This window comes from Scopulibacillus daqui, assembly GCF_016908855.1.
Taxonomy (GTDB): domain Bacteria; phylum Bacillota; class Bacilli; order Bacillales; family Sporolactobacillaceae; genus Scopulibacillus_A; species Scopulibacillus_A daqui.
Map to the genome: position 1 here is coordinate 1 of NZ_JAFBER010000020.1, position 23160 is coordinate 23160.

The 23160-nt window shown below is 36.5% G+C and carries 27 protein-coding genes and 1 pseudogene; 16 read left to right on the forward strand and 12 right to left on the reverse strand.

The window, feature by feature from the left end; genetic code table 11:
• Window positions 1-119 precede the first annotated feature (119 nt).
• Entirely contained in the window at window positions 120-1004 is an 885-nt protein-coding gene (locus tag JOD45_RS12630) for a chemotaxis protein (RefSeq protein ID WP_205004261.1), read from the reverse strand.
• 187 nt (window positions 1005-1191) lie between these two features.
• Here JOD45_RS12630 and JOD45_RS12635 point away from each other — a divergent pair, with 187 nt between their 5' ends.
• Window positions 1192-1953 carry an N-acetylmuramoyl-L-alanine amidase gene (locus tag JOD45_RS12635; protein WP_205004262.1) on the forward strand — a complete coding sequence of 254 codons (762 nt, stop codon included), beginning with the start codon at window positions 1192-1194 and terminating at the stop codon, window positions 1951-1953.
• Window positions 1954-2277: 324 nt separating this feature from the next.
• Here the strand turns inward: JOD45_RS12635 and JOD45_RS12640 are convergent, their stop codons facing one another.
• Window positions 2278-2727 (reverse strand): CBO0543 family protein, encoded by a 450-nt coding sequence (locus JOD45_RS12640; RefSeq protein ID WP_205004263.1) that lies wholly within the window; start codon window positions 2725-2727, stop codon window positions 2278-2280.
• A gap of 128 nt (window positions 2728-2855) precedes the next feature.
• Between JOD45_RS12640 and JOD45_RS12645 the strand changes: the two genes are divergently transcribed.
• Complete coding sequence (locus JOD45_RS12645; protein ID WP_205004264.1) at window positions 2856-3092, forward strand: hypothetical protein; 237 nt, start codon at window positions 2856-2858, stop codon at window positions 3090-3092.
• 47 nt (window positions 3093-3139) lie between these two features.
• On the opposite strand, the gene JOD45_RS12650 is transcribed toward JOD45_RS12645, so the two are convergent.
• The 4 genes from JOD45_RS12650 to JOD45_RS12665 form a co-directional block, all read right to left on the reverse strand.
• Entirely contained in the window at window positions 3140-3745 is a 606-nt protein-coding gene (locus JOD45_RS12650; protein ID WP_205004265.1) for a YkoP family protein, read from the reverse strand.
• Window positions 3746-3982: 237 nt separating this feature from the next.
• Window positions 3983-4183, reverse strand: a complete 201-nt coding sequence (locus tag JOD45_RS12655) for a DUF7836 family putative zinc-binding protein (RefSeq protein ID WP_205004266.1) — start codon at window positions 4181-4183, stop codon at window positions 3983-3985.
• A 368-nt stretch (window positions 4184-4551) separates the two neighbouring features.
• Entirely contained in the window at window positions 4552-5073 is a 522-nt protein-coding gene (locus JOD45_RS12660) for a hypothetical protein (RefSeq protein WP_205004267.1), read from the reverse strand.
• A gap of 198 nt (window positions 5074-5271) precedes the next feature.
• On the reverse strand, window positions 5272-5799 hold the full coding sequence (locus JOD45_RS12665) for a hypothetical protein (RefSeq protein WP_205004268.1): 528 nt from the start codon (window positions 5797-5799) through the stop codon (window positions 5272-5274).
• Between the two features lie 506 nt (window positions 5800-6305).
• Between JOD45_RS12665 and JOD45_RS12670 the strand changes: the two genes are divergently transcribed.
• The 4 genes from JOD45_RS12670 (at window position 6306) to JOD45_RS12685 (ending at window position 9621) form a co-directional block, all read left to right on the forward strand.
• Window positions 6306-6509 (forward strand): hypothetical protein, encoded by a 204-nt coding sequence (locus tag JOD45_RS12670; RefSeq protein WP_205004269.1) that lies wholly within the window; start codon window positions 6306-6308, stop codon window positions 6507-6509.
• 348 nt (window positions 6510-6857) lie between these two features.
• The gene (locus tag JOD45_RS12675; RefSeq protein WP_205004270.1) at window positions 6858-7964 is read left to right on the forward strand and encodes a DNA sulfur modification protein DndB; all 1107 of its coding nucleotides are present in this window, start codon (window positions 6858-6860) and stop codon (window positions 7962-7964) included.
• Window positions 7852-8961: a DNA sulfur modification protein DndB gene (locus JOD45_RS12680; RefSeq protein ID WP_205004271.1), complete on the forward strand. Its 1110-nt coding sequence runs from the start codon at window positions 7852-7854 to the stop codon at window positions 8959-8961. The genes JOD45_RS12675 and JOD45_RS12680 overlap by 113 nt, the downstream gene beginning before the upstream one ends.
• A 138-nt stretch (window positions 8962-9099) precedes the next feature.
• Window positions 9100-9621 (forward strand): competence protein ComK, encoded by a 522-nt coding sequence (locus JOD45_RS12685; RefSeq protein WP_205004272.1) that lies wholly within the window; start codon window positions 9100-9102, stop codon window positions 9619-9621.
• A 101-nt stretch (window positions 9622-9722) separates the two neighbouring features.
• Here JOD45_RS12685 and JOD45_RS12690 read toward each other — a convergent pair whose 3' ends face one another.
• The 3 genes and pseudogenes from JOD45_RS12690 to JOD45_RS12700 form a co-directional block, all read right to left on the reverse strand.
• Window positions 9723-10790, reverse strand: a complete 1068-nt coding sequence (locus tag JOD45_RS12690; protein ID WP_205004273.1) for a polysaccharide pyruvyl transferase family protein — start codon at window positions 10788-10790, stop codon at window positions 9723-9725.
• On the reverse strand, window positions 10787-11938 hold the full coding sequence (locus JOD45_RS12695; RefSeq protein ID WP_205004274.1) for a glycosyltransferase: 1152 nt from the start codon (window positions 11936-11938) through the stop codon (window positions 10787-10789). Before JOD45_RS12695 ends, JOD45_RS12690 begins: the two co-directional genes overlap by 4 nt.
• Window positions 11935-12636, reverse strand: a pseudogene (locus tag JOD45_RS12700) (glycosyltransferase family 2 protein). Before JOD45_RS12700 ends, JOD45_RS12695 begins: the two are co-directional and overlap by 4 nt.
• A 210-nt stretch (window positions 12637-12846) precedes the next feature.
• Here JOD45_RS12700 and JOD45_RS12705 point away from each other — a divergent pair.
• The 3 genes from JOD45_RS12705 to JOD45_RS12715 all read left to right on the forward strand — a co-directional run bounded on the left by JOD45_RS12705 (window position 12847) and on the right by JOD45_RS12715 (window position 14477).
• The gene (locus JOD45_RS12705) at window positions 12847-13062 is read left to right on the forward strand and encodes a hypothetical protein (RefSeq protein WP_205004275.1); all 216 of its coding nucleotides are present in this window, start codon (window positions 12847-12849) and stop codon (window positions 13060-13062) included.
• Between the two features lie 12 nt (window positions 13063-13074).
• Window positions 13075-13281 (forward strand): hypothetical protein, encoded by a 207-nt coding sequence (locus JOD45_RS12710; protein ID WP_205004276.1) that lies wholly within the window; start codon window positions 13075-13077, stop codon window positions 13279-13281.
• 263 nt (window positions 13282-13544) lie between these two features.
• The gene (locus JOD45_RS12715; protein ID WP_205004277.1) at window positions 13545-14477 is read left to right on the forward strand and encodes a S8 family peptidase; all 933 of its coding nucleotides are present in this window, start codon (window positions 13545-13547) and stop codon (window positions 14475-14477) included.
• A 193-nt stretch (window positions 14478-14670) separates the two neighbouring features.
• Here the strand turns inward: JOD45_RS12715 and JOD45_RS12720 are convergent, their stop codons facing one another.
• Window positions 14671-14961: a hypothetical protein gene (locus tag JOD45_RS12720; RefSeq protein WP_205004278.1), complete on the reverse strand. Its 291-nt coding sequence runs from the start codon at window positions 14959-14961 to the stop codon at window positions 14671-14673.
• Window positions 14962-15389: 428 nt separating this feature from the next.
• On the opposite strand from JOD45_RS12720, the gene JOD45_RS12725 reads away from it, so the two are divergent.
• Window positions 15390-15761: a signal peptidase II gene (locus JOD45_RS12725; RefSeq protein WP_205004279.1), complete on the forward strand. Its 372-nt coding sequence runs from the start codon at window positions 15390-15392 to the stop codon at window positions 15759-15761.
• A 37-nt stretch (window positions 15762-15798) separates the two neighbouring features.
• On the opposite strand, the gene JOD45_RS12730 is transcribed toward JOD45_RS12725, so the two are convergent.
• Window positions 15799-16806 (reverse strand): aromatic acid exporter family protein, encoded by a 1008-nt coding sequence (locus JOD45_RS12730; protein ID WP_205004280.1) that lies wholly within the window; start codon window positions 16804-16806, stop codon window positions 15799-15801.
• A gap of 379 nt (window positions 16807-17185) precedes the next feature.
• Between JOD45_RS12730 and JOD45_RS12735 the strand changes: the two genes are divergently transcribed.
• The 5 genes from JOD45_RS12735 (at window position 17186) to JOD45_RS12755 (ending at window position 21794) form a co-directional block, all read left to right on the forward strand.
• Entirely contained in the window at window positions 17186-18160 is a 975-nt protein-coding gene (locus JOD45_RS12735) for a nuclease-related domain-containing protein (RefSeq protein WP_205004281.1), read from the forward strand.
• A gap of 255 nt (window positions 18161-18415) precedes the next feature.
• Window positions 18416-19558, forward strand: coding sequence for an AI-2E family transporter (locus JOD45_RS12740; RefSeq protein ID WP_239549269.1), 1143 nt, complete (start codon window positions 18416-18418; stop codon window positions 19556-19558).
• A gap of 80 nt (window positions 19559-19638) precedes the next feature.
• Entirely contained in the window at window positions 19639-19818 is a 180-nt protein-coding gene (locus JOD45_RS12745; protein ID WP_239549270.1) for a hypothetical protein, read from the forward strand.
• 446 nt (window positions 19819-20264) lie between these two features.
• On the forward strand, window positions 20265-20435 hold the full coding sequence (locus JOD45_RS12750; protein ID WP_205004284.1) for a CsbD family protein: 171 nt from the start codon (window positions 20265-20267) through the stop codon (window positions 20433-20435).
• Window positions 20436-20654: 219 nt separating this feature from the next.
• Entirely contained in the window at window positions 20655-21794 is a 1140-nt protein-coding gene (locus JOD45_RS12755) for an AI-2E family transporter (RefSeq protein WP_239549271.1), read from the forward strand.
• Window positions 21795-21906: 112 nt separating this feature from the next.
• Here the strand turns inward: JOD45_RS12755 and JOD45_RS12760 are convergent, their stop codons facing one another.
• Window positions 21907-22539 carry a CAP domain-containing protein gene (locus JOD45_RS12760; RefSeq protein WP_205004286.1) on the reverse strand — a complete coding sequence of 211 codons (633 nt, stop codon included), beginning with the start codon at window positions 22537-22539 and terminating at the stop codon, window positions 21907-21909.
• Window positions 22540-22712: 173 nt separating this feature from the next.
• Here JOD45_RS12760 and JOD45_RS12765 point away from each other — a divergent pair, with 173 nt between their 5' ends.
• Entirely contained in the window at window positions 22713-23069 is a 357-nt protein-coding gene (locus JOD45_RS12765) for a DUF488 domain-containing protein (RefSeq protein ID WP_338056097.1), read from the forward strand.
• Window positions 23070-23160: the final 91 nt, after the last annotated feature.

Genomic DNA, 23160 nt, shown 5'->3' on the forward strand with positions numbered 1-23160 from the left:
ATTTAAAAAGGATGACCCCTGTTCAATACAGAGATCATCTTCTAAAAATAGCCTAGGCTTTTTTTAAAATGTCCTTTACAAAGGGTACACTTTAATATAGTGCAGTAGGATGAGCGTGGCTAATTAAAGTTAAGATCTTTAATTTTTAAGTTAATGAATGTCCACGTTTTCACAAGGGATTCAGCGATGGTATTAATAATCTCTTGATTTTTAAAATAATAAAGGTGAGACAAAGGATTCCAGCTTGTCAGCAATCCGCCGGTATTCACTTCAATATCTTTGGTCACAATCTCAGCGTAGGCTTTATCTATTGTTTTTATCGGATAACCAAAAATATCATCTCTATCGTAGAAATTTAACCATTCTCCTTCAAGGTGAGGATAATAATCTGATAGGGATGCTGAAGGAACAATCATAGTTTTATCAAAATCAGTATAACGGAGGCTCCAAAGGGGAATAGGACAACCTAATGAATAAAAAGCGGTCAATGTTTTGCCTTCTTCAATCGGTGTATGATGAATTTTGCCTTTTACGGCTTTCGAAATGCGTTTTGGAATATACTGCAAATCATAGAAGTAATTGCTGGCAATAACGGTTCCTAGACTATGGGCAATGACAAATAAAGGGGTTTTGGAACCGGCGGCTTCGCTAATATCATGGATGGCATCAGCGCATACTGCATGGACTTTATCGTAGTTGGGATTGCCGGATAAAGTAGGTTGATAGGCAATGGCATCCCCAATAAAATCAATGACAAACTCTCTCATTAAAGCATAATCCATCTTGCCTCCTTTACGTGTATTTTCCCATAATTTGTTTTCCTCATTTTCAAACACTTTGCCCCAAAATACAGGTTTGATGACGAGCTCTGAGTCGAATTGCGAAGTGTGTTGACTTAATTTCTTATTAAAAGTTTTCCCGAGTTCATGAATAAAATCATCTGCAAAGTGTCTATTCTGACTGCCAATCCCATGTAAGATGATGATTCCTAATTTTTGTGTCATATGAATCCTCCTATAAGAAAATTTAAAATTACGTTAATTCTGATAATTTTAGTTATTGGTATCATCTTATAATTAAATCCTTTTCATGTAAATCCAACCAATCGACTAATATAATTGTATAATCAAAAAAGAGTCCTCTTAAATAAAATATATTAAAAATATTTTGATGAATGAGGAGCCATAGAGTATGACATTTAAACTATTTTTGGATCCCGGTCACGGTGGAAGTGATCCGGGTACTGAAGGGAACGGTCTCGAGGAAAAAAATATTACATTAGAAATCTCAAAAGAAATCTATCATATTTTAACAAGCGAATACAGCGATGTCAGTGTTAAAATGTCGCGTACAGGAGATACCTATCCAACGTTAGCCGAACGGACTAATGAAGCCAATCAATGGGGAGCTGACTTTTTCCTCAGTATTCATATTAATTCCGGCGGCGGAGAGGGCTATGAAGATTATATTGATACAGGTTTATCCGACAGTTCGAGAACCGGTCAAATTCGAAACGATATTCATTCAGAGGTAATCAAGGTCAACGGATTGGGGGATCGCGGCGAAAAGAAAGCCGATTACTATGTTCTAAGGAATACGATAATGCCTGCGGTTTTAACGGAAAATGGTTTTATTGATAATGCTGGTGATGCGGCAAAAATGAAGGATCCATCGTGGATAACAGCAGTTGCACGCGGACACGTTAATGGACTGGTTAAAGCCTTTGGCTTAAAAGACCAGTCTGGTTCAGGGACTTTTTTGATTCGCGTGAAAGCGGATTCTTTGTGGTACTATAATAAGCCTGACTGGCATGCTAAGGCTGGAATAGTTCATAAAGGCGATGTTTTTACAGTTGTTGACATATTAACCGTCGAGGGATCTGAAATGTATAAGCTTAAAAGCGGAAATTATATAACCGCGAATCCTCAATATGTAGAAAAGGTGCAGGGCTAGATCCGCTGATTATTAATGATAAGTTTAGGCGATAGCGCAGGAGCTTTTACGAATAAACCGAAGTATGGAGAATGTTTTGTCCGATATTTTTGAACTTTGGAGAATTTATTTAAAAACCATTTAGGTCAATGCTGAAAAAGCTAACATTCTCCCGCTAGTATACCCTTTGTAAAGGATATTTTGCCTTCGCCGGAGATTTTATAAAAGTTTGGCCGCCGCCATTTGCTTGAGTGTCTTAGCGGCAGCTTATTTCAGTTATAAACTAATCGATTCCCTTAAAATTAAGGAGAATCGTTTTTTTTTTTGGTGAGTTTAAGATTTGGCTCAGAAAACGCCATGATGTTTTAATACTTTGTAATATAGGTATACGAACCAGTATGGAAGCAAATAAGAGATAAATGTCCAAAATATATTCCATCCGTTGTGATAGACTATTTTACCTGATATTAACAATGTTAGTTCAAGAAAAGTAGTGAATAACGCTGCGATAAAAATCCATAAATAAGGATTGGATTTGCGGGTATGGACAAAATGAATCATAAGACTGGAAAGAACCGGATAAATGCCAAGATTAAATGGAACAGCAGAAGCTGTTTTATCTTTTAATACGGGCATTAAATCCCAAAATTCAACATAAAATCCCCATTGGTTTACGGTATAGGCTATCACGGACATGAAAGGAGCTATTGTTAAAACTGCTTTAGGGTTGATTAAATATAACCATACGCCGAAGATCCATGGCACTATAAATCCAATCAAGATATTCGATAACATCTTTAACCTCTTTCTTCCGCGATCAAAACCTTTAAGGCAAATTAAACCTTTGCTTATTATATTTTTGACAAAAAAATCAAGGGTTATTTTGATATCTATTGCCGCAATATAAAGTTGGAGGTGAAAAAATGGCAAATCAAAAAAACACGGGTCAGAATCAAGGTCAGCAAAATGTTGCAAACAGAGTAGCGAATACGGTTAATACCGGGACACAGGCTATTTTTAATGCTGCGCAAAATACATTGGAAGCAACGAAAAATATCACTACAAATGCTGTGAGTCAAACGGCTCAAGCGATTAGTGATACAGCACAAAATACGACAAGCAGCAACCAGCAAAATAAGCAAAACCAGCAAAACCAATAAGCCATATAGGAAGTACCTATCTCTCTTCTTTTGTGATAGGTACTTTCTTAATTTGAATAAAGCTTGCCTAGATTATCTTTAAATGTTTTTTTCGATACTGCGATTATTTTTGGATATAAATCATGGCTTTTTGTGATCATTCCTTTTCTGCCGCTGGGGTGAACAACAACTAATAATATTTGCAAGAACAACCGCTGCCATTTTTCTGACCATTTTTCCTGTATATCAATAACATTGAAGCCAAACTGATGAGCGCCTTTATGTAAAATGGATATCCCATACAGAGCCTTAATAGTCATTTTTTGGCGTTCGATTTCTTCTATATAAGCACCTATTCGTATTAATGTTGTCTTCATGGCGTGGATAAGACTTAAAGCCAAATGAATGTTATTTTTGGCTTTCGAAGCTTTTTTTAACAGCATTTTGTTATTGAAATGAAGTTCAAGTATCAAGTCGCCTTTCTTAATACACTCACCGTCATTGAGCAATAACGGCCGACCTTTATAAATCTTGACCTTAAAATAAAGCAAATCTTCTTCATGGCCCAAACTCAGACGATTAAGCCGATGATAAATCCGTTCCCAAAAAAACCATATTTTAATTAAACATTTCTTTTTCAATGTAAATGTTGTTGAAGCTCGTTCAATAGCCATTGAAACATTTTTCTCCCCGTGAAGTCATATTTGTATTTATGATGTGATTTTTTCCCAATATAAAAATAGCTTTCCAATTAGAAAGGAAAGCTATTCTAAATCATCTTTATGATGTTTTTATCCTTTATCGAAAAAAATAGCATTGCCGTTTAGGCATGGCAGTTAAAAGGAGATGGCATTCTTTTAAAGAGCAGCTTGGTTTAAGTTATTAGAAGAGATTTATGCGGCGCATCTAAGTTAAGTTTTCGCTGCGCCGCTGAGATGCTGTTTAAAATCGTTCATTGAATGATAATATTTTTCTAATGCGGATGGCATCTTTGCCATGGCTCCGCAATGCGGACAATGGATATTGGCATAATGAGCAAGCATTTTCTCAGGTTTGACGTTATAGGCTTTGTTACACTTTCTGCATTCAAGAACCGTGAATATATTTTGCACTGGCAACCCACTCCTTTCACCTTTCTTTAACAATGTTATTCAGCCGAAGAAATGGAAATGCCAAATACATTATCATCCTCGTGAATGGTTCCGAATGACTGCCAGCCGCAGCTGAGCCATTTTTACGGCAAATGAAGAAACTGACTCGAGCGCTTTGAAACCATAGCTTTACATTATTGCCAAATCCGCAATCCCGAAAAGATGAAACTATATCTTATACCCTTATAGTGCTAATGAGTGATATATATATCAAGGCAGCTGGTGATCTCATATAAATATTAATATCTAAATAAACTTAGCTAAACCGCAAGCGTAAAAAAGGCTGTCGGACTGACAGCCTTTAGAGGCGCAATATTATTGCTTTCTCATTAACATTCATCTAGTTTTGCTACAGTTAAAGTACCTTGGCCAAGAACACCGGCAGCAATTGGTCCATTAGCCACAACTTGAACGAGGTCACCTTTGCAAAGATGAACGATTTCAGCAAAATTAGCCAAGCCAACAGCAGACAGCGGACCTGCATTTCCTAAAAATTTAGAATCTGCATATACGGAAAGACCGCCTGTTGCTGAAACAACTAATACATTGGCTGTAAATTCAACAAGGTAGTCGCCTTCTTCTTCCACAATAATACCGCCGGTAGGAGCAATACGAACACAATCTGTCACTAAGACAGGGGTTGTTAATGGAAGAGGAATAGGAGTTCCTGTGACGGCTAGAGTCAATAAAGATCCTGATGTGACGACACCGACGCATTCCTCTTCTTCGCAGCATTCTTCTTTCTCGCGTTCACAACACTCATCTTCAAATTTTTTATTAATAAAGAATTCTCTTCTCTCAAAGCAGCAATCTTCAAAAAGGTTAGGTTTATGTCTATTATCAAAGCTCATTATTTGACCTCCTTTCATTATATCATATTGCTATTTTCTATTATGGTATGGTCAAAGGCGGAAGAGGAGGAAAATGTGCGATTGTTCTAGAAGAAGAGCACGTGAAGGTTCTATTTCGATCATTCCTCATCTTGGCTGCGAGACAAATATGAAAAAGCAGGCCGTTTAAAAATGGCCTACTCTTATGCTCTTTTATAATTAACATTCATCTAGTTTTGCCACAGTTAAAGTACCTTGGCCAAGTACACCAGCAGCAATAGGTCCATTCGCTACAACTTGAACGAGATCACCTTTACAAAGATGAACGATTTCAGCAAAATTAGCCAAACCAACAGCAGACAGCGGACCTGCGTTTCCTAAAAATTTAGAATCTGCATATACGGAAAGACTGCCTGTTACGGATACAACAAGTACGCTAGCTGTAAATTCAACAAGATAGTCGCCTTCTTCTTCCACAATAATACCGCCGGTAGGAGATATACGAACACAATCTGTCACCAGCTTAGGAGACGTTAAAGGCAGAGGAATAGGGGCGCCTGTAACAGCCAGAGTCAGCAAAGATCCTGATGTGACGACACCGACACATTTTTCTTCGCAGCATTCTTCCTCACAGTGTTCTTCTTTAAATTCACAATCTTCTTCGCAGCAATGATGATCGCGTTCTTTTATCCATAATTCTTTTCTTTCAAAGCAACAATCATCAAATAGGTTGTTTTTATGACCCATAATGGATTGACCTCCTTTTTTATTATATTTTATTGTTATTTTTAATAATGGTATGGTCAAAGGTGGAGGGCGGAAAAAATGTGCGATAGCACTGGAATGAAGAATGATAAATAGAATAAGGAGCACAAATAACAACTACATAGAAAGCTGATTAAAATAAGCGGCAAAGGGTTTAGATAAAAAAAGGAGGTAAAAAATATTTAAACCCTTTTATCTATGTAGTTGTTGATATATTATATGATTTTTTGTCAAGATCGCTTCCATCATATAATTAGGAGAAAAATGGATTTATAATTTTTTGAAATACGATATGCCAGAGCAAACAATAGCACAGTATAAGAAACACAAAAGATATCAGGGATGCTAAAGCAAAAATGGCATGCAGCAAAAGACCAAAAAAGATTTAATAAAGAAGGTCGTCTATACAAAAAATCCCTTTCCATCATTAAATATAAAGAAAGAATGATGAAGGAGGGATTTTATGTCCTTTACAAATAAATGTTGTCATGAATGTGATAGATGTCATCATAGATGCCATTGCCGACATAGACATCATTGCTGCTGCAGACGCAGACACTGTTGCGAAAGAGAAGAATGCTGCTGCAGACGCAGACACTGTTGTGAAAGAGAAGAATGCTGCTGTTTTAGGAAATGCCGCCGCAAACATTGCAGAAGACACAGATGCTGTTGTTAAGCAGAGTTGCTATTAAATTTTATAAATGAAACGAATTTAGTTTATCGCTTCATTTTTTAGAAGATAGATATATAAATCTTAAATGTTCTGACCACGAGCACAGTTTTTATAACTGTGTTTTTTTTTGCTGCTGGAGAGAGGTCTGTAAAAGCCGCTTTTAGTTGTTTTTTGTAAAAATAGAAATTATATTATATTTAATTATAAATGTCAATGATTAAGGAGAATGATTAAAATCAAATATTTAATAAAACAGAATTATTTAATCGGAAATTTTAGAATTGGCGAGAAATTATGTTTCATAATCTATCATAATAAGTTATAATGGGGCATAAGAATACGAATTTTGTAATAGGAGGTGCAAATGATGATGAATTCTGGCGTAACTGCGCGCCTGAATGGGGACATTTATCAACAATTTGGCAAAGAAGTTTTAGTTTCAACTGTATATTTCAGGTATTTAGAATCTATCTTCGATATTGATAGAGAGGTGCAGCGTGAATTAGATATTAAGAAGTGCAATGATATTAAGGCGTTTATTTTACATACCGTCCGGGAAGGCACATTTTATTTTTCGCCATTTATATTCTCAGCCCGAGACAGTGTCGAAAACAGCAACGGTACATGGGAAATACCCCCGGGTAAGCGGCTGTTTATATTAGACGGGCAGCACCGCTACAAAAGTATGGAGAAAGCCATTCTTGATTTGCAAAGTGAATTATCTGTTCTTGAAGGATCCTTTCCAGAGCGGGAAGAGGACATTCAAGTCATTAAAAAGGATATTGAGAAACTCAGGAATTATCCGATCTCGATGCAAATATATTTAAATTTATCAAAAGAAGATGAGCGCCAACTGTTTACAGACATCAATACAGAAAGAAAAGAAGCGCATTATGGACTTATTATGCAATATGATCATCGTGATGAATATATCGAACTAACGAGACAAATTGCGAATCAGTTGAAAAATTCTTTTGATATTGAAATGAAGTTGTCAAGATTAACGGTTCAAAATAGCTCAGTGACTTCTCTAACGATTATGCGACGGTGTCTTTTAGCTTTATTCGAAGGCATTCTAACAGTGAAAAAAGGTTCACCAAATCCAAAAAAGTGCAGAAAAGATGAAATGTTTGATATTGCCGTTGCATTCTTTGAATCTTGGTTAGACGTTTTTCCAAGGAATATGCATGATAGGGAGAAATATGTCACAGGATTATCGGGAATTCAAGTCGCAACAGCCTATACAGTCTTTCAATTGGCAAACAGCTGCGATTTAACTTACAGCGAAGCGATAAACTCAATTAAAAAATTAACGCATCATTGCACGTGGCTCCATTCTGATCCGCTTTTTAAAAACTTCTATGACTCCTCAACAAGGCGAATTAAGAACCATTCAAGCACTTCAGCCATTCAAAAGTTATCAAAAAAGTTTATGTCATTGGTTTGCAAAGAAGGTGGCAGCGTTGTCTATTGAACAATGTATGTACACCTATTCTGTTGAAGAATTAGTACAATTGATGGACAAAGAACTTATAACGATCAGGCAAACTAATCAATCCCAAGTAAGGCATTTAAAAAAATATATTTTTAACAATGCAAAGGAAAAGAAAATATATCTTCCGCCGATAGTAGCCAATACAGATGCCCATCTTGTTCAAAAACCGCAATACTTTCGAGTCATTGATGGAAGTAAAAGGGTTTTGGCTTTATGCCAACTCGCAAAAGACATGAAAAATAATAAACATAGAACGGGCGAAGATTTTAAAAACTATATCGCTCTCTCCCTTCTATTAAAAGATGCTCAAATCGCGGTACAGATGTTTAGCGGCCTAACCTCTGAAGAATGTAACCAGCTCTTCGTGGATTTTAATACTAAAGGGAAGAAAGTGGCCCTATCAAAAAGAATCTCTTATGATTCTCGAAACCTTCTAAACGTCATTACGAACAAGTTAATGACTACAAATAAAGATTTACAGACGGCTGGCGTTGAAACAGAAAAAAGGGCGGTCATCAAGCCGACAAACAAAAACCTTCTTTCACTGTCGCAATTAAAACAAATCGTCGGCATATTTATCGGCATAGAAATTAACAGCCATTTTGAGCAAAGAAAGACTCCTTATTATTTATCTGAGGAAGAGTATATTCAACTCATTAATGAGTGGTTAAACTGTTTGTTTCAATTACATGATCCCGAAACGATTGGGAATTACGAACATACGATATTAGCCGGATTCCCTATGCTTCGGGCCATTGCTTATTATGTCAATAGAAGAACGAATAATAAGTCATTGAACGCACGGAAAAAGATTGTCAAAGAGCGGATGGCGAGGTTATTAAACATTGATTGGAGCATTCATCATCCTAAGTGGCAAACGTTTGCAGGTGATTTTAGGGGACACAAAAACTATTATCATTTATCCAAAGATAAAAAAACATTGCTTAAGCTTGTGGAATGGATGGAAGGGGGGTGATGGATATTGGAAGGAAAAAAATAAATCCCTTAAGTGTACAGCCTGCAAAAGCACACACTTAAGGGATTAGACATGTTGGGTATGCCAACATATTGTTAGTATACCCTCTTTTTTTAGTAAATAAAAGGAGGAATATACGTGGAATATCTTGGATTCACTTATGTGATTCATCCAAAAACGATGGCGCTTGTGCCATTTTATAATGAAAAAGGTGAAGTATATACGGAAATTTATGAATCTGATCAAGTTCTCGTAATCGAGAATAAACCCCTTAATATTGTTAAAGACAGCTGTTATGCAGGCGGGTCGACTTATACGGGGCGTGTTGACGGAACAACGAAACTGATGAACTATACTAAAATGCAGCCAATTGTGATAAATGATGTCAGCGGCATTGTTGTTTTCCCGCTTGAATCGCCGAATAATGAAATGTGCATATGGCTTTCCCATCATCATATAGGAAAAGTGATTGACAAAGGACCCGGTTATTCAACAATCCTCTTCAAAAATGGAAAAGCTTTGCCTGTTCCTTTTTCAAAAGATGTCGTAGAAATTAAAATATTGCGTGCCGGGCAGTATCGGATGTTTTTATTTGATAGATTGACGTCAAGCCAAAAGTTCTTTTATATGTTGCACAGTCATCCATTAGAAGTATTGTAAGTGGAAAAACCAGCTTATTTTTTAAGCTGGTTATTTTTATTATTGATTCATCCTGTTAAAGGGGAATATTTAAAAAACGATAAGCTCATGTTTTGAAATCGTTAATCCTGCCATTTAAATTGATTTTGAAAAGGTTCCAATAATTTATGATTATAATATTTTTGAGTCAGCCGAAATTGCTTGAGTATTTCCGAATGGTTATCTTCGATTAATTTCACGCGCTCCAATATATTTATATCTAAAAGCGGGGCATCAGTTGATACAATATATTTCTCCAAACCCAGCAAATAAGCGAGATCAAACACTTTGAAACGATAACCGAGCGGGATGCAAGGCACATGAGTGGCCAACGATAACAGGTTGGCATGGAGTTTAAAATTGATGGTCATTGAACAAGAAGATAATTGAGACATGAGCTCCTGTTCGTTATATAAAGTATCGTCAAATTTAACATTTTCGGGACTGTTAATCTTTTCAAACAGCCTTTGGCAAGAAGGGGAGTCAGCAGCCCAAACAGTATAGATTAAAATTTTATAGCCTTGTTTAATTAAGTTTTTTGAGACGTTAACCAGGGCATCTTCGACTTCTATTTCATTTTGTCCGTAAAGCCGGTCATAAGTTGTTCCCCAATTGATTCCTACGATTTTTTCTTGGTTTTTGATATTTGGAATGTCTTGTGTTTCCAACAATAATCCTGGGTCCCCTATGATTTGAATGTTTTTGCTGTTTGCGCCTAGAGACGCAAGCACTTGTTTTGTTAAAGGTCCTCTTACTCCGGCAAATTTGGCTTTTGCGAAAGTTTCTCTTAATATTGCAGCCTCTCGTTCTGGGGAAAGTTTTTCTAAACAAGGCGCTTTTCCTAACAAGATTAAATCCAGTTCTTCCTTATCAATCCAATCAATGCCGCTTCCCCAGATAAAAATTTCCTTTTGCCTTTCAATAGCCTTATATAGAATTTCAATATAACCAGGCAATAATAAAGAACCCCCGCCAAGTACAATCGCATCATAGGGTTCTATATTTTGAATATCTAAATCAGGAAGAGAGGGGATAATTTTTATTTCTTCCTGATTCAAATAATAATTGCTTAAATCCTTAAAGATATGCCATAACAATTCATCTCCAAGGTTGCCAAACCCAATCCAGCCTATATAGAGAATTTTTTTCATGTGGCAGTATCTCCTAACATTGAAATATATAAATTTAATAATTTTTCCGCGGATTGATGAATATCGAATTGATCAACGACCCACTTCCTTGCATCAGAGCCAATTTTTTCTGCGTATGATTTTGAAGAGACAATAGGTTTGAGATCATGAACCAGGGTGAATCTGCTGCATGATTTCTTAGAGGCATGATCACCGAAATAACAATACCAAGCCTCTTCATACTCTTCTTTTCTGACCAATCCAAAGTAGCCGTGGTTTCCCACTGCAATAACGGGTTTTGAGCAAGCCATGGCTTCAAGAGCAACTCTTCCAGTCCCAACGACACAGTCTGCCATAGAATAATATTTTTGCATATCATGATATTTTTCTCCGATAAGATGGATAAATTCGTCTTTACAAGTTCGATTGATGAGGTTTGCCAGGTTTTGAATATCGTGAAATCGCGGTCCGTCTCCTACGATAATGACATGAAGATTTGGAGCGAATGATAATTTGATGTCTTTGCAAGCTCTTAATAACATCATACAAATATTGGCTTTTGCCCAGTTCAAACGGCTGCTGTACAATATTGTAGCGGCGTCAGGAGGAATACCTAATTGCTTTTTCAAATCTAAAACTTCGCTGTCATCTATCAGAGTATATTGGCTTGTATTAATGCCATTAGGAATAATAATAGAAGACTGATCATTTAATTCTTCAATATATTTTTGGGTCGGCGGACTGACACAAATGATCAATGAACTTAATTTTAATACTTGGATGATTTCTGATTTGGGGTAGTATGTGCCATGAACTGTGAAAATAGCAGGGATTCCTAAATCTTTGGCTGCAGAAAAAGTTATGAATCCTGAAGGTGTTTGGTGGGCGTGAACAATCGTTATTTTTTCTTTTTCCATAATAGTGCGTATTTTTTCATATAAGTCCTTTTTTTGTTCTTCTTCAATATTTAAAGTCAAAGGAAAGTTTACCAGATAAATGGGGCATCCGATTTTTTTGAATTCAGATAGCAGTTTGCCTTCTCGTCCGGCGATAACGAGGTAAACCCCGCGTTGAATCAATTCTTCAGCCAGGCTCAATACATGCGTTTCCGTTCCGCCCACATCTAAGCTATCCAACGCCATCAATATCCGAACAGATTGAACATTCATTGTTTATCACTTGCCTTTGTGAAAAATTGCCGGGAACGTTGATTAGGGTGACTGCGGTAGTAATATAAAACTTCCGGCAAATTGTCAATTTTTAATTGAGCATTAAGAAATTTCACGATAAATTCATAATCCTCAGCGCCTTTAACCCTTCTTGTAGGCCCGCCTAACTGATCGAAAACCTTCCCGCGAAATAAGATCGTTCCATGGCAAACACAATGCCCGCCATGAGCGTAGGTTTTTAGGATATCATCGCCAAACTTTAGCCAATTTGCCTTTGTTTGATTAGAAAAATCTCCTGTCGGAAAATATGAATAATTAGTACCGACAAGGTCTATATCGGGATTATCTTTCAAAAATTTAATCTGTCTTTCTAATCGTTCCGGATGTGAAATATCATCACCGTCGTGGACGGCTATAAATTCCCCCGAACTTAAAAAATAGCCAATGTTCAGTGAACCGGAAAAACCGACATTGCTTGGAAGATCAATTAATTTAATGTCGAAATGGGGATCCATTTTTTTCTCCCAATCTTCTATCTTCTGAACAGTTTGATCAGTAGAAGCATCATTAACTATAATCACTTCAATATTTTTATAGGTTTGGTTCAGAAGACCGTCTTAACAATCTTCGATAAAAGACTCAACATTATAACATGTAATAACCACACTGATTAAACCCTTAGTCCGTTTATATAACATGATAATTCACCTCGACTATTACTATGTAAACCAACTTTTAAAAGTGAGAGCAAAAAACGGAATTTGATAAAAATGGTAATTGAGCTGAAACGTCGTGTAGGAAAAAATAAATATATAACTATTTTTGGTAATTTTAGTAAAGAAAACTATACATTAGAGATTTTGTTGAATATCTTTTAAGGTGTAATTTATTAAGAAAGGATAGTTAAAATGCTGAATAAAAAAATTGGCGAACCTTGCTGCGATGAATTGCGGCACCAGCTTTTAAAATTGTTAAATTCAAAAGTGGAAATTGTGACAAAGTTTGGTCCGGTCGTTGGAACATTGATAAAGGTTAAAGACGGTTATGCGGTTCTTGAGGAATCCGATTCTGTTTTTGTGTATGTTTTATTGCCAAATATTCAATTCGTAACTATTTTAGAATAAAGGAGTTTTCTTATGTCATTAACAACTGAAGAGCAATTAAAAGAAATTAAAGGCAAAAAAGTTGAGGTTGCTACTGACCATGTTCTGATTGAAGGAATATTGGTGAAAGTCAAAGACGGCATTATTGAAATCGTCGAAACGGTAACAGGATATGAAGAAATTACACGCCTCGTGATAATACCTATTTTCGCTATTAATTTTATCAGGATAAGACTTTAATTCTACAAAAAGCCACCGAAAAAATTCGGTGGTTTTTTGTATTCTCAGCTAATCCCATGCAGTTTTCGTTTGATAAAAGTCTATGAGCTAAAGTCATTCAGGTTGTTCGTTATGTCTTTAAGCTCAGAACTAGAATAGAATTTGTCGTCATTTAACACTTTTTAAAGAGAATGAAACATATGTCCAAGCCATTTTAAAGTTTTTTAATAGCATATAGCGTATCTCTCTTTTTCGAGAGAGATTATTTTTGAAAGGGGTATTTTATGAATAAAAGACTCATTCCGCATAGAATTGAAAAAATAATGAGTGCCGAGGAGATAAAAGATAATATTCCTAAAGGCATTCAATTGATTCATGCGCCAAAGGTTTGGAATGAAGCCGATTATGGACGAGAAGCGATCGTTGCTGTAATAGATACAGGTATCGATAAAAATCACCCCGACTTAAAAGATAGAATTATAGATGGCAAGGATTTTACTGGCACTGGCGATTATCAAGATGATCACGGTCATGGCACTCATGTATCAGGAACGATACTGGCCTCTCTAAATAATAGGGGTGTCGTCGGTGTATCTCCATTAGCCAAGGTGCTGGTGTTGAAAGCGCTCAATCAGCAAGGTGAAGGTGAATCTCAATGGATTAATAATGCCATTGAATATGCTATAAATTGGCGGGGAGCAAAAGGAGAAAAGGTTAATATTATTTCTATGTCTTTAGGCGGCCAGGCTGATGAGCAGGAGCATCAACTGATCAAGAAAGCTGTTCAAAATAATATTCTTGTCGTTTGCGCTTCAGGAAATGAAGGGGATGGCGATCCCGATACAGATGAACGAGATTATCCAGGGGCGTATCCGGAAGTCGTTGAAGTCGGTGCAGTAGATTTAAACAAAAATATAGCTGATTTTTCAAATACTAATAGTGAAATAGATCTCGTTGCTCCGGGGGTAGATATTATTAGCACTTATCCAGGCGGCCAATATGCAAAAATGAGCGGAACATCAATGGCGACACCGCATGTTTCGGGTGCGGCAGCATTAGTTAAGAAAATATCAGAAAAGCAATTCGGCCGCACTCTGACAGAACCGGAATTATATGCCCAGTTATGCAAGCATGCTGAGGATTTAGGTGTAAGCAGAAAAGCTCAAGGAAACGGGCTTATTAATCTGACAGCAATGCAGAATTCTAATAAAAATTAAATCTGCTGACTATAACGATTGGTCAGTTTCAATAGGCATTCGATAATGTATCTGTGAGGAAAAATAAAGCCGTAAGAGATGGACATTTATTCGTTCCAGTCAAAACGAAAGGCCGGCTTCTGGTTAAGCCGGCCTTTCGAATTTATAAATCTAGATTTCTGGCAAGTGTAAGACATAGGTTATATTTCGGAAATTACGAATTTGAAAGTTGAATGCTAATATGATTCGCTTTTATATCGACGTTTGTAACATCATAAATATCCAAAATGTGATGGATTAACCGATTAAATGGGATTTCAGCAAGCTTTGCTGCTTTTGTTCCATATTCTTCTTCTAATGTTGTTTTGCACTTGTTAAGCTGATTGGCGATTTCCAATAGAAGTGAAATATTGCCATGTTCATTGTTGGGCTTTTGGTTTAATGTTTCTTTTTCTTTCTGTTGGTCATGGTTGATCGACGCTTCATCCCATTCAGAAAAAATCATATTTTTACCCCTTTCCTATTTCAATCTTTTGACGAGCACCCTATATAAGATGCTGTTCAAAACATTACACTTGGTCGCTGTTTCTGTTAAGATGTTTTGCTTTGTCTGGGCCATAGGCATTGTAACTTTCGAAATGTCTGTCATGATTTCTATAATATATACACTCCATTTGCTTTTTATGAAGCTTTTTTAACCGCTTGTTATTTGCAAGCCGGGATTTTTGGACGCTTGCCCTTGCAACTAATAGTGAGATAGCCCAAAATTGTAAATAAGAGCCGACAAATGAACTTTTACTTAAAAAATGAATAATTTGTTTATGAGATAACATGGAAACCTATTTAACTTTATAGGAAAAGGAAGTTATACAATGACTCGGGTAAGCTGGATCATTGGCGCTTTCTTTATTTTAGATTGGGGAACAACATTGGATGGATACCCATTTAACAACAGATCAACTCATCACCGTTATCCCAGGGTGGCTGGCATGGAAATTAGTTCATAATACAGGAGCAAGTTTCGGACTGCTTTCTGGGGATGCCAATCTATTAATTAGCATTAATTGTAGCGCAATTCTATTGATTCTTTATTTGTATCATAGATGTGTGCCTTCGCTGCCGGCGCAATTAGGCTTTTCATTATTGATAGGCGGTGCTTTCGGCAATCTCGTCAGCCGCTTATGTTTCGGATATGTTGTTGATTTTATTTCTTTTCATGCCTGTCCGGTAATCTTTAATATCGCAGACGTCGAAATTATTTTTGGTCTGTTTTTACTATTGTGCCTCCACTTAAAAAAACAATGAAGACTAGACGGCTCGTTTGCGTCTAGTCTTATCTATTTCAGTTTGTTCGGCCAAATAGACGCTGGAACAGCATCTGCCGTTTTGATTCCTCTAAATCAGAAGTTTTCTGTAAATTGCTTTTTAGTTCAAGATATTTTTCCATTTCGTTTACAAAATGAGCAAGAGCCGAACGAATCTCAAATTCCTTTCGATCTTTCGGAAGCGGTGATTCGCGAAATTCTGCCCGCATCGCTCTTAGATCTTCTAAGAATAGGTTTGCTGTATTTTGGGGTGATACTTTCTGGCTTAAGCGCTCTAAAAAATCGGCTATATGTTCACCTTGTTTGTAAGTCTTATCAAGCGACGCAATCATTGGCATCAGCCGCTCTAAAATTTCAAATTGTTCTTCTCTCATTTTAAAATATGTGTAATAGCTGTCTTTTTCACGAAACGGATGGTTTTCGATATCTTTAAGCGAAAGCATTTTGGCTTCTTTTAGAATGTCGCCTGTTTCAATAATTTCCTTGCCTGCCCAATCAGAGTCGCCTTTGCGCAAGTAGACGGCAAATTCCTTTAAAATGATTGAAAAGTTTTCCTCAATTCGTTTCCTGTATTGTTTAATCCGTCTCTCCATGCTTGGCATATACCAGTTGATCAAAAGTGCAACGCCGATTCCGATTACAATCACTTGAAATTGATTCCAGATAATTGCCCATGATGTTTGTTCCAGTGAGTATAACTGCAGAATAATAACCGAACTTGTTCCGACAGCGTCTTGTGCCTTTAACTTAACAAGTGATGGAATAAATAAAAGCAAAACAAGTGTAATTGTCCAAGGATGATATCCTAGTATATGGAAGAAAGCGACAGCAAACAGCATGGCAAGGAGACAGGCGATAAAGCGTTGCCATGCACTGTATAATGACGCTTTCTTAGTAGGTTTGATACATAAAATGGTAATAATTCCTGCGGAGATATAAAAGTTTAATCCAAGAAACTGTGCGATGCCAATGGCAATACCGGCTCCGATTGCGGTCTTAATCGTTCTGTAACCTATATTAAACATCTATCTCTTTAAGCAACCTCCGTTAATTTGTAGTTTTACAGCATGGTTTAAAATTATCAGATGTGCAGAGTCAAGCATGATGTCATATTCCTCGATTTGTCGAAAGACCCCCTTAATGTTCTAAGCAGTTAAAGAACCTTATTCATTATTTTATCATTCTTGTTATGGCAAACATACAAGTTCATTGATTAACGGCTTGGAAGGAAAAATCTATAGAATATAGAAGTTTTAATATTAGTATTGAAACATTAGATATATAATGAGTTATTTCCTTAATTGACATTTAGGAATGGCGCTGAGTCGCAAACAATGGTAACATCTTACCGTAGTCACAAGCTTTCTTCCTATAACGAATGAGTTTATAGAAAGGGGAATAACAATGAGCATTTTCATTATGATTTTATTGATAATAGCTCTTGGTGCGAGCGTTTGGTATATATATAATCTAAGAAAAAAGATGCAAGAAACCGAAGCGCGGCTGATTAAGAAGCACAAAACTGAAATAGCAGCGACTCAAAGCTTATTTGAAACCCAGCAAGAACAGAAAGATTTTGATTATCAGCAAAAGCTTCAAGAGATGGAGGATGCTTATTATCAGCAGGTTAATGAATTAAATCGATCAATAGATGCACTGCAGCAGCATGTGATAGATTTGCAGATGTATTCGAAGAATGCTAGTGAAATTGAAACGCATCGGATTCTTGAAGAGCTAAAACAGCAATTAATGAAAGAAGGCCATTTGGCTTCTTCTGAGATGGTTATTTTGCCTAATTTATTTATTCCATATACGGATAAAGATGGTATAACAAAAACCCGTCAAATGGATCACCTTATTTTGCTGCCTGCCGGCTTATTTGTTGTGGAAACAAAATGTTGGCGAGGAAAGGTTATCCATGGGTTAAATAAACATAATGCGGGAATGTTTTCATTTATTAATGATATGATGGGTGCAAAAGATAGTCATGATGATCAAACGCTTGTATTTGTACAAGGTACAGACGATGATGCTGAAATACCGACAGTACAGATCAAATCTTATGGAGATCCGGCCAAACAAGCCAAACGCTCCGCTCAAGTCCTTGGTCAGTATTTGTCGGAGCGTTTGGATCATAAAATTTATGTAACGCCTATCGTCTATTTTAGTTACGAATCTGTCAAAGATGAAGCTTACAAACAAGGTGTCTTAGATTTATCAAATGACGGGGACACCTACCGATTGACAAACAAAAAGGATCTATGCGGATTTATCAGGAACCAGCTTAATCATGCGCCGGTTTTTTCTGAAAATGATTTGCGGCAGATTAAAGAAACGCTGCAAAATATTAATTATATAAGAAAGACTGATCTTTATTGACATCGCCGTTTGACTGCGGTGTCTTTTTTTGTCCTGAGATGATGCTTTTATTCCTAACATGTGAATCTGCTTGAACCGGATATCAATGCTCAGCTATTAGAAATCATCTTCCTCCTCAATTTTTTCACCTAAAGATAGAAGTCTAAAATCATAAATCTATGATTTTAGAATATGATATGACAAGGTTAATATTTTATCTGCTTATATCGGAGCAATATTGAAATGTCAGCGTTTTGCAAAGCGAGGAGGATAGATTTGAAATCGAAAAACGCGAAGACGACAATTTTTAAGGAAAAAATATTAAATAATCAATTTGTCGTTTATACGATCATTGTTTTTATCATCAGTTTGACGATGTTTTCTCTGGCAAAGATTAGTTTTATTTTAAAGCCGTTGTTGATTTTTATAGAAACGGTTGCCTTGCCTATTTTATTAGCTGGTGTCTGTTTTTATTTATTTAATCCGTTAATCGATTTTTTAGAGAGAAGAGGCATCGCAAGGATGATATCTATTCTTGCTTTGTATATCTTGATCATTGATATCATTGCGCTTATCGTTACATCTGTTATTCCGCTGTTAAGAGAACAAATTCAAAGTCTCATTTCCAATCTTCCTCAATTAAGCCATGACATTCAAAGCATGATCCATCAATTGACGCAAAGCAAAATTGCAGATAAAGCAGGGGACGCATTAAATGGCGATATCAGTAAGATAACTAAGGATTTGACGGGTTACATCAGCCGGTACGCTGCAAGTTTATCGAAAGGCATCATGAATGTTGTCGGCACGGTCACTGAAGTTGTATTATCGATCGCCGTCTTGCCTTTCTTGCTTTTTTATCTTTTGAAAGACGGCAAGCGATTACCTGATTATATCGTTATGCATTTACCGAATAAAATACGCCATGAGGCCAGGGAAATTTTAAGAGATATGAATCATGCGGTAAGCGCTTATATACGCGGCCAAATTTTTGTTGCTGTTTGTGTAGGGATGCTGCTGTTTATCGGCTATTCAATGATTGGCTTAAATTACGCATTATTACTCGCAGTGATTGCTATGGTGACTAATGTTGTTCCTTATTTGGGACCTATCATAGCCATTTCGCCGGCCATTATCATAGCCATTGTCACCTCTCCTTTTATGATTTTGAAATTAGCCGTTGTTTGGGTCGTTGTCCAGCTGCTCGAAGGCAAAGTGATTTCACCTCAAATTATGGGCAAAAGCCTGCATATTCATCCAATTACTGTTATATTCGTTATTTTAACGGCTGGAAATCTCTTTGGCATTGGCGGGTTGATCTTGGCTGTCCCTGGTTATGCTGTTCTGAAAGTCATTGCTGTCCATCTCTATCGGTTTATCCGCTTGCATTCTGATATGTACACTGATACAAAAGATTAATTAAAAGGACAATTAGGAATATTTGAAGTTTAGAATATGCTGCTGAACGGGTATGAGGAAAGTAAAGGAGTGATATGACATTGACTGAACAGAATAAAAACAATGACAGTGGAAAAAAGAAGTCATATAACTTTGATGTTGACCGGATGATCGATGAAGGGCTGGCCGGCGGGACTGTTGACAATAGATATCAACGTCCTCATATTGATGAATCAAGGCCGGTTGAAAAGGAAGAAAAACCGAGAAAAGCTGAAGATTAGTAAGTATAAAAATCGGGAACATTACAGTTCTCGATTTTTTACTGTCATTGATATAGGGAGTGGACATGATATTAAATAAGGAGAGCTCGATATCCCTTCTCAGAAGAAAAGCTTACAACGCTAATATCGGAAAGGAAAGCATTTAAGATGAAACATATTTCTAGTCATGTCAGTCAAAACATACTCAAGCATCAAATGAAACTAAAGTCTTTGAGGCATAAATTAAAGAGGGTTAAGACAGCTAAAGAAATGAAAAATATCGTTAATAAGATTGAGGCTTTAAAAATAAAGCACAAAGAGGAAATGGATCGCTTGAAAAAAAGGGATTGACCGATCACGAAATTCGGTTATCCAGGCTTGATAAGTGCATTTATCTATATTGTTTTAATGTTTAACGATCTTTTTGTACGGGTAAAGAAAAATAACCAAATAAAGGAGGAATTTCGATGAGCAATGATAAATTAAAAGGTAAAGCCAATCAAGTTAAAGGTGAAGCGAAAAAAGCTTGGGGAGATTTAATTAATGATGAACAAAAAGCCGCTGAAGGTGAAAAAGATAAAGTTAAAGGAAAAATTCAAGAAAAAGCAGGTGAACTAAAAGATAAATTTACAAAATAAACACTAAATTTAAAAAGGAGCATCCTATTAAAAATGGGTGCTCCTTTTTAAATTCATTTCAAATATAATAATCTTATCGGACATAAAGTCTCTATTAAAGGCTGACAAAAAGCGATGCTATGAAAAATGAATCTAAAGAGGTTTCCAATTAAAGTCATTATGGTATGATGACTGTATAAAAAATAAGCATCTATGTCCTTAAGTGAAGGAGTGATAGATTTGGAGTTCAAGAATTCAAAAAGGACGGTTTTTAAAGAGAAAATTTTAAATAATAAGTTCGTTGTTTATACAATAATCATCTTTATTATCAGTATAACGATCTTCTCTTTATCAGAGATTACCTTTATTTTAAAGCCGGTTATCATTTTCATAGAAACGGTTTTCTTGCCGGTATTATTGGCAGGGGTCTGTTTCTACTTATTTAATCCTATCATTGACTTTTTAGAGAAACTGAGAATTCCGAGAATCTTATCTATTCTATTGCTGTATATCGCTATCATCGGTATTATTGCGTTTATCATTGGATCGGTGATACCGCCATTGAAAGAGCAAATTCAAAGTTTAATAAAAAGTATTCCCTACCTCAGTCATGAAATACAAGGGATTATTCATAAAGTTACACAGAGCAAAATTATTCATAAGGCCGGCTCATCATTAAATACTGACATCAGTAAAATAACTAAAGATATATCAGAATACTTGAGTAAATATGCCGCTAGTTTTTCCAAAGGAATCGTGACATTTGTCGGCACGATCACTGAGGTTATACTATCAATTATTGTCTTGCCTTTCCTTCTCTTTTATTTGTTGAAGGACGGTAAAAAACTGCCGGATTATATCGTTAATTTCTTGCCGAATCAAACACATCAAGAAGCAAAGAAAATCTTAAGTGACATGAGTCATGCATTAAGCGCTTATATTCGGGGGCAGATTTTTGTTGCCGTTTGTGTTGGCATTTTATTATTTATTGGCTACTCAATTATTGGCTTGAACTATGCCTTGTTGCTCGCCGTAATTGCTATGGTGACCAATGTCGTTCCTTATTTGGGCCCTTTTATTGCAATTTTGCCGGCTGCTGTATTGGCTATTGTTACTTCACCTTTAATGATTCTCAAATTAGCTATCGTTTGGGTAGTGGTTCATTTACTTGAGGGCAAAGTCATTTCGCCTCAAATTATGGGCAGAAGCTTGCACATCCATCCTATTACTGTTATTTTCGTCATTTTAACGGCTGGGAATCTTTTTGGGATAGTTGGCATTATCTTGGCTGTTCCTGGCTATGCGGTTCTGAAAGTTATCGTTACACATCTCTATCGGTTCATCCGTTTGCGTTCTAATATGTATTCTGATTCAAACTAGAACCCCTAAGGGAAACTGCAAGAAGCAGCAGATGAAATCATTAAAAAATATAAAAGCAAGCGGTGAAAAACGACTGTTTTTCACCGCTTGCTTTATTTTTTGGAGACTTTTTTTACTTCTTAATGAATTCTTGAGTCCAATACGAACCGTAAGAACCGCCTTTAACATAGCCGACACCGATGTATGTGTAGTCCTTATTAAGTATGTTGGCTCTATGTCCTGGACTCTTCATCCAAGAATTCACAACATCTTGAGGCGTTTGCTGTCCTGCGGCAATGTTTTCTCCAGCCGCCGTATATTTAATGCCGTAAGTCTTCATCATATCGAATGGAGAACCGTATGTTGGCGATTGGTGGTCGAAATAACCTTTGTCAGCCATGTCTTGTGATTTGTCACGAGCCATTTTTGCTAATTGGTTATCCGCCTTTAATGGTTTAAGGCCTTTCTTTTGACGCTCTTGGTTTGTGAGTTCTACCACTTTTTGTTCAAAAGCATTAAGTTGGCTTTTGCTTGAGCCAGTTTGGCCAGCGTTCTGATCGTTTCCAGCTGCTTTATTATTTTGATCAGTTGCGGCTGGTTTTGTTTGATCATTGTTCTTGCTCTTATCTTTATTATAATGATGGATAGAGTGCGAGTTTGTTTGAGCGGATTGACGATGTTCATGTCCAGCCGCATCGGCATGATGTACAGCAAAAAGCGGCAGTGCCAATAAACTTGTAAGGACGATGCCTAATATTTTTTTCATAAGATTGATTCCCTCCTTCACTTTATAGCCTTCGAGATGATAGGAGATGTGTAAGGGTTATTTTATTATTGCTGGAAATTACCAGTTTGATAGAATAAGTAAATCATTATTCGGCAGAAAAAGTCCATTTGCGGGCAGAATATGAGTAGAGAAAATAAGGAGGAGCGTTTATAGTGTCTGAGTTAAAAATGAAAAGGATTTTTGAAAAGGCTGAGGCTGAAGACGGCTTTCGGATATTAGTTGACCGATTATGGCCCAGAGGTGTGAAAAAGGAGAGCGCTCATATTGATTTATGGTTAAAAGATATTGCGCCAAGTCCCGATCTAAGAAAATGGTTTGCACATGATAAGGATAAATTTGCAGCTTTTAAAGCGCGATATATCGAGGAATTAGAAACAGAACCAGAAAAGCAAAAGGCTGTCGAACAAGTTAAAGAACGGCTGGAAAATGGCGTTGTGACGCTAGTTTACGCTGCAAAAGATGAAATGCATAATCATGTGAAAGTGTTAAAAGAATATATTGAAAGATAAAGGGATTAAAAACTAAAGTGTATTTTTATGGAAAAACCTCATGCTGCGCCTGCTCTGATTTTTTTATTTTGATCACGGCCAAATGGATTTT